At 54.4% G+C, this 16367-nt stretch carries 16 protein-coding genes; all 16 read right to left on the bottom strand.

Going from position 1 to position 16367, the window contains the following annotated elements; translation table 11 throughout:
* The 16 genes from C162_RS00840 to C162_RS00915 all read right to left on the bottom strand — a co-directional run bounded on the left by C162_RS00840 (nucleotide 1) and on the right by C162_RS00915 (nucleotide 16354).
* A complete protein-coding gene (locus C162_RS00840; protein ID WP_235218323.1) occupies nucleotides 1-450 on the bottom strand; it encodes a YaiI/YqxD family protein in 450 nt (149 codons plus the stop codon).
* Between the two features lie 206 nt (nucleotides 451-656).
* Complete coding sequence (gene glyS, locus C162_RS00845; protein WP_036690278.1) at nucleotides 657-2738, bottom strand: glycine--tRNA ligase subunit beta; 2082 nt, start codon at nucleotides 2736-2738, stop codon at nucleotides 657-659.
* A complete protein-coding gene (gene glyQ, locus C162_RS00850) occupies nucleotides 2731-3618 on the bottom strand; it encodes a glycine--tRNA ligase subunit alpha (protein ID WP_036690280.1) in 888 nt (295 codons plus the stop codon). The genes glyS and glyQ overlap by 8 nt, the downstream gene beginning before the upstream one ends.
* Nucleotides 3619-4064: 446 nt before the next feature.
* Nucleotides 4065-4820 (bottom strand): DNA repair protein RecO, encoded by a 756-nt coding sequence (gene recO / locus C162_RS00860; RefSeq protein ID WP_036690283.1) that lies wholly within the window; start codon nucleotides 4818-4820, stop codon nucleotides 4065-4067.
* Nucleotides 4821-4856: 36 nt separating this feature from the next.
* Nucleotides 4857-5000, bottom strand: coding sequence for a YqzL family protein (locus C162_RS35120; RefSeq protein ID WP_076154224.1), 144 nt, complete (start codon nucleotides 4998-5000; stop codon nucleotides 4857-4859).
* 110 nt (nucleotides 5001-5110) lie between these two features.
* Nucleotides 5111-6001 carry a GTPase Era gene (gene era / locus C162_RS00865; RefSeq protein WP_036690285.1) on the bottom strand — a complete coding sequence of 297 codons (891 nt, stop codon included), beginning with the start codon at nucleotides 5999-6001 and terminating at the stop codon, nucleotides 5111-5113.
* A gap of 822 nt (nucleotides 6002-6823) precedes the next feature.
* Complete coding sequence (locus tag C162_RS00870; RefSeq protein WP_036690287.1) at nucleotides 6824-7243, bottom strand: cytidine deaminase; 420 nt, start codon at nucleotides 7241-7243, stop codon at nucleotides 6824-6826.
* A 318-nt stretch (nucleotides 7244-7561) separates the two neighbouring features.
* Entirely contained in the window at nucleotides 7562-7957 is a 396-nt protein-coding gene (locus C162_RS00875; RefSeq protein ID WP_036690289.1) for a diacylglycerol kinase family protein, read from the bottom strand.
* The gene (ybeY, locus tag C162_RS00880; RefSeq protein WP_036690291.1) at nucleotides 7957-8457 is read right to left on the bottom strand and encodes an rRNA maturation RNase YbeY; all 501 of its coding nucleotides are present in this window, start codon (nucleotides 8455-8457) and stop codon (nucleotides 7957-7959) included. The genes C162_RS00875 and ybeY overlap by 1 nt, the downstream gene beginning before the upstream one ends.
* Nucleotides 8429-10708 (bottom strand): HD family phosphohydrolase, encoded by a 2280-nt coding sequence (locus C162_RS00885; RefSeq protein ID WP_036690292.1) that lies wholly within the window; start codon nucleotides 10706-10708, stop codon nucleotides 8429-8431. Before C162_RS00885 ends, ybeY begins: the two co-directional genes overlap by 29 nt.
* 17 nt (nucleotides 10709-10725) lie before the next feature.
* Nucleotides 10726-11697: a PhoH family protein gene (locus tag C162_RS00890; protein WP_036690294.1), complete on the bottom strand. Its 972-nt coding sequence runs from the start codon at nucleotides 11695-11697 to the stop codon at nucleotides 10726-10728.
* A gap of 15 nt (nucleotides 11698-11712) precedes the next feature.
* Nucleotides 11713-12894 carry a sporulation protein YqfD gene (yqfD, locus tag C162_RS00895; protein WP_036690295.1) on the bottom strand — a complete coding sequence of 394 codons (1182 nt, stop codon included), beginning with the start codon at nucleotides 12892-12894 and terminating at the stop codon, nucleotides 11713-11715.
* Nucleotides 12891-13184 carry a sporulation protein YqfC gene (gene yqfC / locus C162_RS00900; protein WP_036690297.1) on the bottom strand — a complete coding sequence of 98 codons (294 nt, stop codon included), beginning with the start codon at nucleotides 13182-13184 and terminating at the stop codon, nucleotides 12891-12893. Before yqfC ends, yqfD begins: the two co-directional genes overlap by 4 nt.
* 181 nt (nucleotides 13185-13365) lie before the next feature.
* Nucleotides 13366-13962: a hypothetical protein gene (locus C162_RS00905; protein ID WP_036690299.1), complete on the bottom strand. Its 597-nt coding sequence runs from the start codon at nucleotides 13960-13962 to the stop codon at nucleotides 13366-13368.
* A 16-nt stretch (nucleotides 13963-13978) separates the two neighbouring features.
* Complete coding sequence (gene floA, locus C162_RS00910) at nucleotides 13979-14980, bottom strand: flotillin-like protein FloA (protein ID WP_036690301.1); 1002 nt, start codon at nucleotides 14978-14980, stop codon at nucleotides 13979-13981.
* Nucleotides 14981-15016: 36 nt separating this feature from the next.
* Entirely contained in the window at nucleotides 15017-16354 is a 1338-nt protein-coding gene (locus C162_RS00915) for an NfeD family protein (protein WP_084648768.1), read from the bottom strand.
* Nucleotides 16355-16367: the final 13 nt, after the last annotated feature.

The raw sequence follows: 16367 nt of genomic DNA on the forward strand, positions 1-16367 counted from the left end.
CTATAGCTGGACATTCTCCTGCAAAATTGTTAAAAGTTTTGTCAGTTTATGTTGAAAAAGATTTTTTTCCTCTGCGGTAATCGCTTTGGGACCCTTGGAATAGTTCCCGCGCCTGCGTTCAACCGCCTTGGCATGCCTGCTCTCCAGCATAAAATCCATGGTAGAATTCTCATATTCCTGGCCCCGGTTCGAAAGAGCAAGGCAGCGTTTGCCCAGCGCCAGCGCCGCCAGTCCATAATCCTGCGTAATTACGACATCTCCTGCAGAAATATGATTGGCGATATAGAGGTCGGCACTGTCTGCCCCGCGGTCCACCTGAACCACCGTAACGCCTTCTTCCGCCCGCAGCACATGATCATAGGAAGAGACCATCAGCACCGGAAGCCCGAACCTGCGCGCCACGGTAATAATCTCCTGCTTAACCGGACAAGCATCACCGTCCACAACAATCTTCCTTAGCCGGGAAATTCCCAAGTTCAGCCTCACCAAATTCCTGTGTAATATATATTACGCTCCCTATGGTCAAAAATCCTTCTTTCGTAAAGCATAAATACGGAACGAATGTCAACTACGCATTGGCACCGTTCCGTATATTTATACCCTAAACCCTCGATCTATACCATAAAATCGCAAACATTACTTAAAAGCTGCCTGAACTACCACACCAGCTTGCCGAAATCAGCAAACAACTTGGAGTCGGTATGAATGCCAGCCAGCAGCGCCAGACGGGTCGAGCGGACGGCTTCGTCTTCGGCCATAACCATTACAGAATCGAAGAATCCGGTAACTGCTGCTTCAAGTCCCGACAGAATCTGCAGGGCTTCAGCAGCATGTCTGGAAGCAAGGGCAGTGCGGTAAGGCTCATGAATACTCTGCCAAGTCGCATACAGCTTCTGTTCCGCTTCTTCCTTAAGCAGGGCCGGGTCGATAATTACACCTTCCGGAGCTTTGGCGGCCAGATTGCTGACACGGGTCAGTGAATCCACAGTGGTTTTGAAATCAGCCAGATCGGTTACAGCATTCATCAAAGCCAGACTTCTGCTTACTACATCAACGATATCATCGAAGCCTGCCGCAAGCGCTGCATCCACAACATCATAGCGTACATTGTTGTCGGCTAACAGACGTTTGACACGCAGACCGAAGAACTCATACAGGGTTATACGCAGTTCAGGGGTGAAATGTTTCTCTGCACGGGAACTTCCATGTACTTCCAGTGCCGCTGCAAAAATCTCCTTCAGGCTTAGGCTCAGCTGATGCTCCAGCACGATCTGGACAATGCCTGCCGCCTGACGGCGCAGAGCATACGGGTCCTGGGAGCCGGTTGGAATAATTCCGATGGAGAAGCAGCCGACAATCGTATCGATTTTATCAGCAAGGCTGACTACAAGACCTGCCTGTGTAGAAGGAACGGCATCTCCGGCGAAGCGCGGCTGATAGTGCTCGAAGACCGCTTTGGACACCTGCTCTGTTTCCCCGGCCTTACGGGCATAATCCTCACCCATCGTGCCTTGCAGTTCAGGGAATTCCCCTACCATCTGGGTCACCAGATCGAATTTGCAAATATCCGCTGTACGGCTCACTTCCGCAGCTGCCTCTGAAGACAGCTCAAGCTTCACAGCCAAGCGGTCAGCGATGGCACGGATACGGCGCACTTTGTCCCCTACACTGCCCAGCTCTTCATGGTAGACGATATTCTCCAGCTTGGCCAGAGCATCGTTAATCTGTAGCTTCTGGTCTTCTTCATAAAAGAATTTGGCATCCGACAAGCGGGCGCGCAGCACCTTCTCGTTCCCCTTGGCGATGACATCCAGCGATACCGCGTTCCCGTTACGTACCGTTACGAAGAACGGCAACAGCTTGCCGTCTTCACCAAACACCGGGAAGTAACGCTGATGCTCACGCATCGAGGTGATCAGCACCTCCTGCGGAATATTCAGGAAGGCCGGATCAAAGGTACCGAACAGCACAGTCGGCGTCTCTACCAGGAACAGGACCTCTTCCAGCAGATCCTCCTTGATCGCAATCTTCCAGTTCTTCTCTTCCGCAAGCTTATGAATACCGCTTAGAATCAGTTCTTCGCGCTCCTTCACATCCACCAGCACATGCTGGCTGCGCAGGGCTTCAACGTATGCAGCAGGCTCCGTAATCACAGCCTCTTCACCAAGGAAACGGTGGCCACGGCTCACATTGCCAGCCTTGACTCCGGTAATCGAAAGGTCAATGATCTCTTGGCCAAAGAGAGCCACCATCCAGCGGATCGGACGCACGAACTTGAAATCATAAGCGCCCCAACGCATATTTTTCGGGAAGGTCATGCTGCTGACAATGCCAGCCAAGCCTTCAGAGAGAAGTGAGGCTGTCTCAATGCCGGTGCTGCTCTTGGTCACATAGATGTATTCAACTCCTGCCAGTTCCTTGAACGTGAATTGCTCCGGCGTGGCTCCTTGACTGCGGGCAAAGCCCAGTGCAGCCTTGCTCCATTCGCCGCTGGCATCCAGTGCGATTTTGCGTGACGGTCCTTTAACCTCTTCGCTTACATCCTCCTGCCGCTCAGCGGCATCCTTCACCAGTACGGCAAGGCGGCGCGGTGTTGCATATGCACTGACGCCCTGATGACTGATCCGCGAGGCCTCCAGCCATTTCGCCGTTCTGTCCTTCAGTTGCTCCATCGCCGCCCGGATAAAGCGTGCAGGGATTTCCTCCAGACCGATCTCGAACAGAATATCCTTAGACATGGTCAGCACCTTCTTTCTTCAGCAGCGGGAAGCCCAGCTTCTCGCGTTCCTCCAGATATGTCGCCGCTACGGTGCGGGCCAAGTTGCGTACTCTCGTAATGAAGCCTGTGCGTTCCGTTACGCTGATCGCGCCGCGCGCATCCAGCAGGTTGAAGGTATGCGAGCATTTCAGCACGTAATCATACGCCGGGAAGACGAGGTGATTCTCCATTGCTCTGCGGGCTTCCTCTTCGTAGGTGTTGAACAAGCTGAACAGCATTTTGACATCCGAGACTTCAAAGGTATACGTGGAATGCTCGACCTCCGGCTGATGGAAAACATCTCCGTACGTCATGCCGTCTACCCATTCCAGGTCAAATACATTCTCCTTATCCTGAATATAAGAGGCCAGACGCTCCATCCCGTAGGTAATCTCCACCGCTACCGGACTTGCTTCAATTCCGCCAACCTGCTGGAAGTAGGTGAATTGGGTAATTTCCATACCGTCCAGCCACACTTCCCACCCGAGACCCGCACAGCCCAGGGACGGATTCTCCCAGTTATCTTCGACAAACCGCACATCATGCAGCAGGGGATCTACGCCAAGTGCCTTCAAGCTGTCCAGGTACAGCTCCTGAATATTGTCCGGGGACGGCTTGATGATGACCTGGAACTGGTGATGCTGATACAGGCGGTTCGGGTTCTCCCCGTAGCGGCCGTCAGACGGGCGCCGTGAAGGCTCCACATAAGCAACCTTCCACGGCTCCGGGCCCAGGGAACGCAAAAAAGTCATAGGGTTCATCGTGCCCGCCCCTTTTTCCGTATCATACGGCTGGACGAGAATACAATTCTGGGCTGCCCAGAACTGCTGCAGGGTCAGAATCATCTGCTGAAAGTTCATAACTACCGGCTCCTTCGCTTTACAAGTGTGTACTGCCTCTTGCTTATGACTGGCTCTTGCTGCTGCGCGATGGAGGCGGCACCAGCTTCTATGTACCTGCGGTCTATGATGGAAGAAGAATGTCCCCCACAGCCACAAGCCAAAAAGCTCCCGCCCCCATGCCTGATGAACAGACATAGGGACGAGAGCTCAAATCTATTCTCCCGCGGTTCCACCCTACTTGATTACGCAAAAATCACGAAATCCACTTTTCATGCTGCCGCTTCCGTACTCCCGGGTGCCCTGTTCATGAACGTCGTCCCGCCAGGCTTCCACTACCCCCGGCTCGCTGCTGCGACAATACCGCCCACTACTTTCCCGATCCACGCACTCTCTCCAGTTCTGGAGCAAACACGGCAATCTTATAAAAGAAACTGAACTTATAGTAACGGATAATTTGCGATTCGTCAAATATTGTATTTATCGAGCTGGTCCAGGAAGCTCTGGGACTTCAGTCTGAGCCCCAACTGCATATCCATGAATCCCCGCATGACGGTCTTCAGCTCCGCACGGGTCTCCGGCTTCACATCAACATTTCCCAGCCTGGTCAGATCCAGCGCCGCGAAGATCCGCAGCAGCTTCAAGGCACGCGGGGAAATCTCCATGGCCGGCGGATCGTTATGCCGGCAGCTGCGGCAGAGAACTCCCCCCAGACGGGGACTCATTCTAAGCTCCTCATCCGGCTTGTCTTTGCCGCAGACGATACAGGAGTCGAGCTGAGGCCCGTAACCCGCAGCCTGCAGTACCTTCATTTCAAATACATTATTGATAATGCCGGGCTCTTTGTCTTCCTCCAGTGCATTCAGGCAGGCGGTTAGCTGGCGGTACCAGAAGCTGCCAGTCTCTTCATCATGCAGTACCCGGTCCATCAGCTCGCAGGCATACGATGCATACGCCGCCTTGACCAGATCCTCACGTAGCGGATGATGGGACTTCGTGATCTCTCCGGCATTGAGTGTTCCCAGTCCACCGTTGTTGCGGAAGAACACGAACTCACCTGTTGTGAACAACTGGATCAGGGCAGCATGACGGCTTTTGACCTTCTTGGCGCCCCGCACCAGAACCCCTACTTTACCGGCGTTCTCGGTGCAAAGCGTAATAATGGCGTTCCCTTCACCGTAGTCCATGCTGCGGATGACGATCCCTTCCACCCTGTATAGCATGCCTCTTCCCCCAACCACTCGGCAAGCAACCAGTTCTTATTGTGCTTCTTCATCGATAGCCATCTCTTCCTCCGCCGGCAGCGTTCCGCTGCCCTCGGGCGAATCCCCAGCTTCCCTGTACAGCAAATACGCATCGAGATCTCCAGTCATTGCAAAATACTTCCACGAAAAATTCCGCATTCGTATTCATCCTTTCTTCGGAAACACGATGTCTCTTCAGATGTAGGATGTGCGATGCCCCAGGATCTATCCGTGCAATTCCTGCCAAGTAGAGGCGGCTTGAGAGGTGATCATTCTTTATGGAAGCCCAAATCCCGCAGGACGCGGTCCTGGTTACGCCAGTCTTTTTTCACCTTCACCCATAATTCCAGGAAAATCTTCGAGCCCAGCAGATTCTCAATATCCGTCCGCGCACGGCGTCCGACTTCCTTCAGCAGCGCTCCCTGCTTACCGATAATAATTCCCTTCTGGGAATCGCGCTCGACAAAAATAACCGCCGAAATATGCACAACCCCATTGGGTTCCACGCTCATATCCTCAATCGCCACTGCGATGGAATGCGGCACCTCTTCACGGGTCAGATGCAGAATCTTCTCGCGGATCAGCTCCGCGCAGACGAACTGCTCGGGGTGATCGGTAATCTGATCGTCCGGATAATACTGCGGGCCTTCCGGCAGATATTTCTGCACCTGCTCCAGCAGCGTGTTGACATTATTGCCCATCTTGGCTGAGATCGGCACGATCTCGGCGAACGTATGCAGCTTGTTATACTCCGTAATCATCGGCAGCAGCGCTTCCGGCTCAATCTTGTCAATCTTGTTCATGACCAGAATGACCGGAGTCTTAATGCTGCCAAGCTGTTCCGCGATAAAACGGTCTCCTCCGCCCATTCCCTCAGATGCATCCACCAGGAACAACACCGCTTCCACTTCATGCAGCGTGCTCATCGCGGTCTGATTCATGTAATCGCCGAGCTTGGACTGTCTTTTATGGATACCCGGGGTGTCCAGGAATACAATCTGTGAGTTATTCGCCGTGTATACTCCGTGAATCTTATTCCGTGTGGTCTGCGGCTTGTCCGACATAATGGCAATCTTCTGGCCGATTACCTGGTTCATGAGTGTTGATTTGCCTACGTTTGGTCTGCCGATAATGGCGACAAACCCTGATTTGAATTTCATATGATCTTCCTTCCTTACTACGTGGTTAGAATCGTTCAAACTTTAATTCCAAAGCGTTCAAAAGATTTTCGATCCCCCTAAGTCCCCCTTCGCCAAGGGGGACCCCAAGGGCCCCGGCCCTCTGGACACCCGGAATTGACGTGGATGCAGCGCTTGGCGCGGCAAGAAACTTTGGAAGGAGGATCGCTTTTCGTTCCCTGCGGGAACACGCTTGACTGCGGCGCATTTGATTGGCGGTGGCCAGCATGCTGCGCGGGACAGGGAGCTGTGGAGCATGAGCGCTTGCCGTTCCCTGCGGGAACACGCTTAACTGCGGCGCCTTTGATTGGCGGTGGCCAGCATGCTGCGCGGGACAGGGAGCTGTGGAGCATGAGCGCTTGCCGTTCCCACCGGGAACACGCTTGACTGCGAAGCGGGAAAGACTAATTTGTTGAACACCGAATCCTGCCCATGCCCACTCGCAATAACTAGCCCGGCATGCCCACAATAACTAACCTGCCATGCCTACAACTGTCTTAATTGTATTTTGTACACTTATTCCGCTCCAAATCAGCGGTAAATAGACTTTAGTTGTAATTCATACATCTATTTATCTCATCAACGTCACTTTCGACGATATCTGATGAATTTAGTTGTACAATTTACACTTAAATCAACTTTTGGCGGGAATAGGGGAGAGTTAGTTGTAGAATATACAGTTAACTTCGGAGCACCAGCGCTATTGGTTACCTCCGGGAACACGCTTGACTGCGGCGCGAATAGTTGGTTAGTTGCAATGCTTAGACCCACACGCTTCCCGCACGCACACGCTAGCTCCTGCCATCACTCCGCACTCTGCCCCTGCGCCAGATCCGCCGGGCCGAAGGCGCCAGGAAGCAGGTCACGGACCGTAGTCTCCACAATATCGCCCTTCAGGTTGCCGAGAATGACCGGCATATCGGGGCCGCACAGCTCGACCATCACCTGGCGGCAGACGCCGCAAGGTGATACGGGGCCATCCGTATCTGCTACTACTGCTATAGCTTTGAAGGTACCGGGCTTATGGCCGTCCGCAATGGCGCGGAACATGGCCGTCCGCTCCCCGCAGTTGGTGGGACCGTAAGCGGCATTCTCGATGTTGCAGCCGTGGTGGACTTTGCCGTCCTGATCCAGCAGCGCTGCCCCCACCCCGAAGTGGGAATACGGTATATATGCATTGGCTCTTGCCTTGATCGCTTCCTGAAGAAGTAGCGCAGAATCCATAGTTGTCCTCCTAAAAGTTTTTCATCTTCTTCGATTAATCTTCGTACAAAACTCGCTTCGTAAGCATACGCTTAGTTTTATTGAGCATTCGCTTCATCGAATCTTCATCGAAATAAAACTCGCTTCGTAAGCATCAGCTTAAGTTTTGTAAGCTTACGCTTCTTCGATTAGTTCTCGTACAAAACTCACTTCGTAAGCATTAGCCTAGTTTTATTGAGCACCCACTTCATTCATTGCCCTGAAAATGTCACTCTAATTAAAGATGACGGAGCGCGCAAAGCGGGTCCGCCTCTTACACCAGCTGAAGTTGTAAACTGATTATGACATAAGACCTGTGATCCAGTCCATCACGGGATGATAAAAAACATAGATTCCGGCAATCACGGCAAACACCGCCGTAAGCAGCACGGCGCCTGCGGCGGTATCTTTGGCCTTCTTGGCCAAGGGGTGAACCTCAGGCGACACCAGATCAATCGTCGCTTCAATCGCCGTGTTCAGCAGTTCGGCTGTCAGCACCAGCGTAATGGCCAGCAGCAGCAGCATCCAGCTTGACGGAGGAAGTCTGAACACAGCGGCGGCAGCCACTACCAGAACAGCAAGGCCGCTGTGCACCTTCATGTTCAGCTCCGATTTGAAGGCCGCTGCAATGCCGTGCGCTGCAAAGCGAAAGGAATGCCAGAATTTTTTGTGGCCCACCGCCGTATTCTTGACCATTAGCGTGTCAACCCGACCTGAGCCAGAGCCTTCTCCTGCTTAGACATCATTTCGGCCTCAGCCTCCGGCTCCTGATGATCATAGCCCAGCAAATGCAGGAACCCGTGCACGAACAGGAAGCCCAGCTCCCGCTCCAGGGAATGGCCGTATTCCTCAGCCTGCTCCTGCGCCCGGGTAACCGAGATGATAATATCCCCAAGCACATTCGGTACTTCTTCCAGCTCTTCGTCTTCATCTGCTAAATCATATTTAATCTCCAGCTCGTCTTCTCCGGCCTCGTTCATTGCGAAGGAGAGCACATCTGTCGGACGGTCAATACCGCGGTATTCCAGATTCAGCTCGTGAATGCGTTCGTTATTGACGAAGGTCAGATCCACTTCCCCCGTGTCAATTCCTTCAGCAATGCCTGCTGCCTGAAGAATCCGCTCCAGCAGTGCAATCAGATCGCCGTTAATTTCATGTTCATCCTGTTCATTGTTCCAAACGACGCTCAGACTCATTTTTGATGGCCCCTTCCTCTTTTTTGGGCTTACGCACATCCTCGGGGTATTCAATCCGGGAATGGAAAATACCCATAACAGTCTCTTTCAGTGTCCGCGAAATAATATCCAGCTCCTTGAGCGTCAGATCGCATTCATCGAACTGATGGTCATCCAGCCGACTTTTGATAATTTTCTCAATCATAGTCTCCACCTGCACCACGGTTGGCTTACGGAGCGAACGGACGGCGGCCTCCACACTATCGGCGATCCCGACGACTGCGGATTCCTTTGACTGCGCCTTCGGGCCGGGATAACGGAAATCCTCCTCCGTGAAGTCCGGCTCTACCCCCTTATCTTCTGCAAGCTTCAATGCCTTATGATAAAAATAATGCAGGAACGTCGTGCCGTGATGCTGCTCCGCTATATCGCGGATCGGCTTCGGCAGCTTGTATTCCTTCTGCATCTCCACCCCGTCCCGGGCGTGGGCCACAATGATCGACTTGCTCAGCTTCGGCTCAATCGAGTCATGCGGATTCTCCATATTGTTCTGGTTCTCTATGAAATAGAACGGGCGCTTCGTCTTGCCGATGTCATGATAATACGAGCCTACCCGGCACAGAAGTCCGTCCGCACCAATCGCTTCGGCCGCAGCCTCGGACAGATTACCTACCATCACGCTGTGGTGATAGGTGCCCGGCGTCTCAGTAAGCAGCTTACGCAGCAGCGGATGGTTCGGGTTAGACAGTTCTACGAGCTTCAGTGCCGACAGAATGCCGAACGTTACCTCGAAGAACGGCATCAAGCCGATGACCAGCACTGCGGTAAGCAGCCCCCCGGCAAAGGAGAAGCCCAGAGCATATAACGTATTCGTCTCGTTCCATACGCCTCCGCTCAGCATCGTCAGTATGGCCACAGTCAGGCAACCGAGCAGGGACACCATAATGCCGCCCTTCAGCAGCGTTGAACGTTGTCCGGCGCGGTGCGTCGAGAAGATGGCAACATAACTCACGATTAGGGCAAAGAAGCCGAAGGTGAAATCAAAGATAGTATTCTGCTGAACATTCAGCAGGATACTGGCCAGAATGCTGAACAGAATGGAACAGAAATAAGCTAAGGTCATGTCCAGCAGCATGGAAATCAGCATCGCGCCGAGAGCCACAGGTGCCAGATAGCCGATATATGTCCGCACATCGGTCTGCAGGAAGGCCGTAAGCTTCATCATAACAATCGTAATAATAAAGACCAGTACCAGCATAAGCAGCTGGGAGTTATTGTATTTGAAGCCTGAGGCTCCGCCATTGTAGCGGATGAAGGTCATCAGACCAAAGGACAACAGTGCAGAGAGCAGCAGCAGGCCGAGTTGCGGCCAGTAATTAATCTCTTTACTGAGCAGACCGTTCTCATCCAGCAGCTTGTACAGCTCAGGGGTAATCTCCTGATTCTTGGCGACTAGCACATCCCCCTGCTCGATGAACACATCCGGCGTATTCTGACGGGCCTGCACCTTCGCTTCCTTGGTCGCATCCTCGTCATAGAATTTGTTGGCGGTAATCACCAGCCGCACCAGCTCCTGAACCACCTCGCGGGCGGTCCGCTGTCCCAGCGAACTGACGCTGACCTGCTCGGCCACCTTGGCGCGTGCGCTCTGGGCGTCGGTAATCTGGTCATTCATCAGCTTGGTGACAATATCCCGGGCCACCGGCTTCATTTCGATGATATCCTGCTGAGTCAGGCGCGGGATCTTGATATAGGTCTCTTCCGGAATGACGTAGGCCTGATCCTTGATAACGGACTGCATTTCATCCAGCAGATGCTCGGAGTAAGTCCCGGCCTTCTGGCTGGCCGCCACGAAATTAAGAATAAAATCATTCGCCCGCCGCGGAATCTCTTCCCGGTAAATCTCTGTCTTCTCACTCTGTGAAATCGTATCATCCTGATTCAACCCGCCGATCCGGTCCAGCAGCAGAGTTACTAGATTCTCCGCCCGGATAGGAATAATGGCATAACGGTTGGTCACATTCTCTGCAGCAGTCTCCTGGGCCTTGAGCTTGGCGTTGTTGTCCAGGATTTGCTTGGGAGCTGTAATCTCCTTGGCACTGCGGGTTCCCTCTTTGATATCATACCTTTTGGGCAGCAGATCAGAGGACAGGCTGAGGTAGAAGACAACGGCCAATAACAGGAAAAGAGCATAGCGCGTCACCGCGCTATACTTCCATCCGCTACTGCTATATACAAATCCGCTTAATTTCGATGGTTGCTTTGAGGCCATGAAGACAATCCCCTTTTTTATTGGAGGTTTTCGGCAGAGCGGTCATAGGCAACGATAATTTTCTGCACAAGGGAATGACGGACAACGTCCTGCTCAGCGAAGTAGACAAAGCCAAGCTCCTCGATACCGGAAAGAATCGTTTTGGCTTCGATCAGCCCTGACTTCTTGCCGCGCGGCAAATCGATCTGGGTCACATCGCCCGTGATGACCATCTTGGAGCCGAAGCCCAGACGGGTGAGGAACATTTTCATTTGTTCGGGCGTGGTATTCTGCGCTTCATCAAGGATGATAAAAGCATCCTCCAGCGTACGTCCGCGCATATAGGCAAGCGGTGCAATCTCGATCAGCCCGCGCTCCAGCGCCTTTGCCACCTGATCAGGCCCCATAACGTCGTACAAGGCGTCGTAGAGCGGCCGCAGATACGGATCTACCTTCTCTTGCAAATCTCCCGGGAGGAAGCCCAGGTTCTCCCCGGCCTCTACAGCCGGACGCGTAAGCACGATCCGTTTGACCGAGCCTTCCTTCAGCGCCGTCACCGCGAGGACCACAGCCAGATATGTCTTGCCTGTGCCCGCCGGGCCGATGCCGAAGACGATATCACGCTTTTTGATGGTGCTCACATAATGCTTCTGGCCAATCGTCTTGACACGGATCGGCTTGCCGCGGAATGTGGTTGTAATCTCGCCCTTGAACAGGTCCAGCAGCTGGTCGGCACGGAAATCCTTCGCCAGCTCCACGGCATACTGCACATCGCGTTCGCTCAATATATAACCCCCGCGTACCAGTGACAGCAGCACGTTGAAGAGCTGGCCCAGCATGTCCACTTCCCGCTCCGTACCGCGAATCGTAATTTCGGCCTCGCGTGAGTTAATAACTGCCGGAATTTCTTTCTCAATGATTTTCAGGAATCCGTCCTGCGGGCCGAACAGGGATTGCGCTTCTCCCGCATTGTGCAAAGATATTTGAATGCTTGCAGTCTGTTCTGACAAGTAGCCTCATTCTCCTCAATTGTTTACTATCGGAAGTTCTTCCGCAATTCTCTCTTCCACCTCAAACAGCACTTTCATATAAACTTTACCATTCTCTTTCTTCTCATGCAAAATTTTTTGACTTTTAATGACGCTATCAGCGCCGTATCGCGCGAAAATATCGCTCTTCGCCCGCGTCAATCCTTCCGCTCTGGCTGCCTCTGGAGTAAGCGCTTCAGCGGTAGCTTTGATCTCCAGCTCCTTCTCAGTCATCAGGCCCAGCGGCAGCTGAAACGAGCGCCACGACAGCATGTCGGGCTCTGAAAGCGTACGGGACTTAGCAAACCCGGAGTCCCCATAGCCCCACAGCTGAATCGCCCACTTGCCGAGAACGAGATAGGTGCGGTCCTTGCGTTCTCCTGTATACGCACTGCCCGTTCTTTTGAGCGGCACCTCCAGATTATATTCATGCCATACAAGGCCTTTAACCATGCCTTTGGCGACTACAAACTCGGTATTCTCCTCGTCACCCAGCGCTCCGGAGATGAGGATGTCCCCTTTTTTGACCCGCGAATTCCGGCTGACCACCGGTCTGCCCTGCTCCGCATAGATTTCGGTCACCACCGCATCGGTCCGGCTGATGAGATGGCGCTGGCTGAGCAGCGGCTTATTCTCGGGGCGGTCGGCTTCGACGACCTGGATGGTAATGCTCGTCCCGGTCCGGTGGAACCCGGCCCATGTCAAGCCCGGAACCAGGGTGGTCAGCTCCCGGGACAGCTCGTCCGACTCCTGCATGCGCCAAATCCACTGAAACGGATAGACACCTTCCTTGCGTGCCGCTTCCAGAATATCCTCGGTAGGAATGCGGGTATTCCCTTCCACCTTGACGCTCCAGATCATGGAGGAGAGCAGCAGCAGGCCTACACCGAAGATCAGTATCCCTGCGGCAAAAAACTTCCGTCTCCACAAGCGCGCGAGGCGAAACGGAAGTCCGTGCCTGGCTGTAACATGCATACGGCAGCCTGTCTTTTTGAGGAGCGGGCGGAGCCGGAAAAAGTCATCCAGCAGCAGATTCAAAGAAGCGCCGTCCCCGGCAGGCCTCACATCCCAGATGATGATGCCCGCTCCGGTTACAGCATTAATGAACTTCTCCACCTGCGGTCCGCTCACATGCAGTGTAACGAACCCCCGCAGTGATGCCAGAGGCGGTTCTTTCATGGATTCTCCCCACTTTCCTTATATCTGATTTCACCGATTACTCCAATGACGGCAAGCTCCTGGCCCAGAATATTGCGGATGACCAGTCCTTCGCCGGAAATCTCCAGCACTCCTTGGGTTAATGCCAGCCTGAGCTGCTCCGAAGAGAAATGCAGCACGCCGCGGTGGTTCTCAATATACAGCTCCTTATTGCCGATCAGGGTGATCCGGGGCATCTCCTGCAGCACATCCTGCGGAAGATCCAGTACCCCGTTTGTCCATCCCCGCAGCCTGCGGCCGATACGGGTCATAAGTAGACGCTCCCCCTTCCTGCCTTCTGTACACCTTATGCGGCGGGGCGGCCGTTTATGAGAAGAACTCACATGCAGTCTCCTGGTACAACAGCAAAAAAGCCTGAATCCTTTCCCGCTAAGGAATAGATCCAGGCTTATTGCAGCATTACAGGTTTGATCAGGAGGCGAAGGCAAAGTCTTAACGCCGCGTGGAATGCGGCTGGCGGGCACGGGGCGGACCCAGCACCTCCGCCCACACCAGGCCGCTGCGCAGCGTGTCAGGGTCGCCCGTGAGCGGATGGCTGGCGAATGCCGGTGATGCTGCGCCAATGCCCTCTCCGCCTGCTTCAGAGCCCGCAGACGGGACGGCAGCCGCCATTCCGTCGAAGGCAGCCTGCAGCGCCTCCAGCTCCCGCTGCATGCGTGCTGTGCGGGCCTCCAAGCTATCCAGGTCATCGGCCTGCTCCAGAGACACCCCTTCGCCGGTCTCATCACCGGCAACCGGCTGCTCAGCCTCAGCCCAGGCTGGCGAAGACGGGGCTTCATGTACATCCGGCTGCGGGGCAGGCAGGTCTGTGTCCGCCCTTGTCCCGGCAGGCGCCGGGAAGCCACTGCCCTGCTGCTCCGCACGCCCGGCCTTCCGGCGGCGGGGCAGCGTATTACCGATGTCCCCTCCGCCGCCGCCAAAGGTAGGCATCCCCCCGCGCGGGGCCTGTTTGTCTTTGCCCTTCTTTTTGTTCAGATTGGTGATGATCGCTATGGCCGCAAGCACCAGGAAATAGATCACGCTGCTCATGGGAGCTCACATCCCTTTATTTGTGGGGCGGACGGCTGGCGTCGTCCCCATCGTTTAGTTTGCCGAGGGAGCCGCGCATCTGCGTATCTGCCTCGATATTTTTCAGATTCATATAATCCATCACACCAAGCTTACCGGAGCGCAGGGCTTCGGCCATCGCCAAGGGTACCTGGGATTCGGATTCAACGACCAGCGCCTTCATCTCGACCACGCGGGCTTTCATCTCCTGCTCATGGGCAACCGCCATCGCCCGGCGTTCTTCAGCCTTCGCCTGGGCGATGCGCTTATCCGCTTCTGCCTGCTCAGTCTGCAGGTACGCACCAATATTCTTGCCTACATCCACATCCGCAATATCAATGGACAGAATTTCAAAGGCCGTCCCTGAGTCGAGACCCTTGGATAAAACAGTGCGGGAGATAGAATCCGGATTCTCCAGCACATCCTTATGCGAATTACTGGAGCCGACTGTGGTTACAATCCCCTCGCCGACACGGGCAATAATCGTCTCTTCGCCCGCACCGCCGACCAGCCGGTCGATATTGGCCCGCACCGTTACACGTGCTTTGACCTTGACTTCAATTCCGTTCTTGGCCACAGCCGCAACAATCGGCGTCTCAATGACACGCGGGTTAACGCTCATCTGAACCGCCAGCAGCACATCGCGTCCGGCCAGATCGATGGCGGCGGCACGTGTGAATTCCAGCGGAATATCCGCTCTCTGGGCGGCAATCAGCGCGTTCACTACCCGGTCCACGTTCCCTCCGGCCAGATAATGGCTCTCCAGCTGATTGATATTCAGCCCCAGCCCAGCCTTGGTCGCCTTAATCAGCGGATTGACAATCCGGCTAGGTGTTACCCGGCGCAGACGCATCGCTACCAGCGTGATAATGCTGATTTTGACCCCGGAGGCCCATGCAGATACCCACAGCATTACCGGGAAGAAGCTGAAGAAGACGCTTAGTACAATAATCACGGCTACCGCGATCAGCAAAAAAGTAATCATAGATGCTTCTAACATACGCTTATCAACCTCCTATATCTTGATAGACAACAATTATTTCGCAGCTTCCTTCACGACCACGCGGCCGCCCTCAACCTTCACCACGGATACGGCAGTCTGCGCCTCGATGAACCCGCCTTCTGTCACCACATCTATCCGTTCACCGTCAAAGGTGGCGGTTCCAGCCGGACGCAGCGGGGTTACGCTCATGCCGGAGGCTCCGATCAGACGCAGCTTCTCCGGGACAGGAACAAACCCTTTGTCTCTGGTAAGGCTATCCTGAAGGATGAAACGGTTCCAGATCCCACGCTCCTTGAAGACCACGGCTACAAACACAATGACCACAGCCGCTGCCGAAAAAGCAATGCCAAGGCTGAACAGCGCATGCGTAAAGCTGTATGCAGCCCTTACAACACCAGCCACCAGACTGATGGACCCGAGTATCCCCAGAATACCGAAGCTCGGCACAAACAGCTCCAGAATCAGCATTACCAGTCCCAGAATGAACAGCAGCAGCGTCTCCGCCCCGGCGAAGCCAGCCACATAGTTGCCGAAGAAGTAAAGGGCGAACGCCAGCGTACCGACAACTCCGGGCACCCCAAAGCCGGGCACCAGCAGCTCGATGAACACACCGGCGATGCCCACGAAGAGCAGAATCGTCATGACCACCGGATGGGTCAGAAATTGCGACATTTTCTCCGCACCGGTATGCTCAATGCGAAAAATGTCGTCTGTCGAGTAGCCCAGCCAGGTAATCGCCTCCTGCTCCGTTCCAGCAATCCGGTCGGCGTAACCGGCCTGAAGCGCCTCGTTGCTGCTCAGAGCGATAATCTCGCCCGCCTGCTTGTTCACGCCCAGTTCCGGGCGGTTAACTACCAGATGAACATCCATCATGCCGGCAGCCACTTCAGGATCACGCCCATTCAGCGAGGCAGCCCCGATCATTTTGGATTTCCAGTACGATACCATCTTGGCGTCTTCCACGCTCTTCCCGTTCATGTCCACCAGCGAAGCAGACCCGATCATGCTGCCCGGCTTCATGATAATGGCATCCGCGTTCAGCGCGATATAGCTGCCTGCCGATGCGGCGTTGCCTTTGATATAGGCCACTGCCGGGATCTTGCTGTCTCTGACCAGGGTGCCGATTCGTTCGGCGGAATCCACCCGTCCTCCAGGCGTATCGATCTCCAGCACAATCAGAACTGCGCCGTAATTCGCCGCTTCCTGAAAGCCCCGTTCCAGAAAGCTCTGCAGACCCCGCTCAATCTCCTGGTCTACCGGAATAATGAACACAGGTCCGCTGACTACTGTACCCGAAGCCGCTCCCGGTGCACGGACCGCTTCATTATCTGCCTGAATCGTCCCCGCCACCGGCAGGAACAGAAGAACCATCAGCGCCGCGATA

Source organism: Paenibacillus sp. FSL R7-269 (assembly GCF_000517865.1).
GTDB lineage: Bacteria > Bacillota > Bacilli > Paenibacillales > Paenibacillaceae > Paenibacillus_AQ.

What these genes read in the sequence shown, in the direction of transcription:
- recO (WP_036690283.1), bottom strand. Translation starts at nt 4,820, where the DNA reads ATGCTATACAGGGTGGAAGGGATCGTCATCCGCAGCATGGACTACGGT.
- C162_RS00875 (WP_036690289.1), bottom strand. Translation starts at nt 7,957, where the DNA reads ATGGTCAAGAATACGGCGGTGGGCCACAAAAAATTCTGGCATTCCTTT.
- floA (WP_036690301.1), bottom strand. Translation starts at nt 14,980, where the DNA reads ATGTTAGAAGCATCTATGATTACTTTTTTGCTGATCGCGGTAGCCGTG.
- glyQ (WP_036690280.1), bottom strand. Translation starts at nt 3,618, where the DNA reads ATGAACTTTCAGCAGATGATTCTGACCCTGCAGCAGTTCTGGGCAGCC.
- yqfD (WP_036690295.1), bottom strand. Translation starts at nt 12,894, where the DNA reads ATGAAAGAACCGCCTCTGGCATCACTGCGGGGGTTCGTTACACTGCAT.
- C162_RS35120 (WP_076154224.1), bottom strand. Translation starts at nt 5,000, where the DNA reads ATGCGGAATTTTTCGTGGAAGTATTTTGCAATGACTGGAGATCTCGAT.
- C162_RS00905 (WP_036690299.1), bottom strand. Translation starts at nt 13,962, where the DNA reads ATGAGCAGCGTGATCTATTTCCTGGTGCTTGCGGCCATAGCGATCATC.
- C162_RS00870 (WP_036690287.1), bottom strand. Translation starts at nt 7,243, where the DNA reads ATGGATTCTGCGCTACTTCTTCAGGAAGCGATCAAGGCAAGAGCCAAT.
- yqfC (WP_036690297.1), bottom strand. Translation starts at nt 13,184, where the DNA reads ATGACCCGTATCGGCCGCAGGCTGCGGGGATGGACAAACGGGGTACTG.
- era (WP_036690285.1), bottom strand. Translation starts at nt 6,001, where the DNA reads ATGAAATTCAAATCAGGGTTTGTCGCCATTATCGGCAGACCAAACGTA.
- C162_RS00885 (WP_036690292.1), bottom strand. Translation starts at nt 10,708, where the DNA reads ATGGCCTCAAAGCAACCATCGAAATTAAGCGGATTTGTATATAGCAGT.
- C162_RS00915 (WP_084648768.1), bottom strand. Translation starts at nt 16,354, where the DNA reads ATGGTTCTTCTGTTCCTGCCGGTGGCGGGGACGATTCAGGCAGATAAT.
- ybeY (WP_036690291.1), bottom strand. Translation starts at nt 8,457, where the DNA reads ATGAGTCTGAGCGTCGTTTGGAACAATGAACAGGATGAACATGAAATT.
- glyS (WP_036690278.1), bottom strand. Translation starts at nt 2,738, where the DNA reads ATGTCTAAGGATATTCTGTTCGAGATCGGTCTGGAGGAAATCCCTGCA.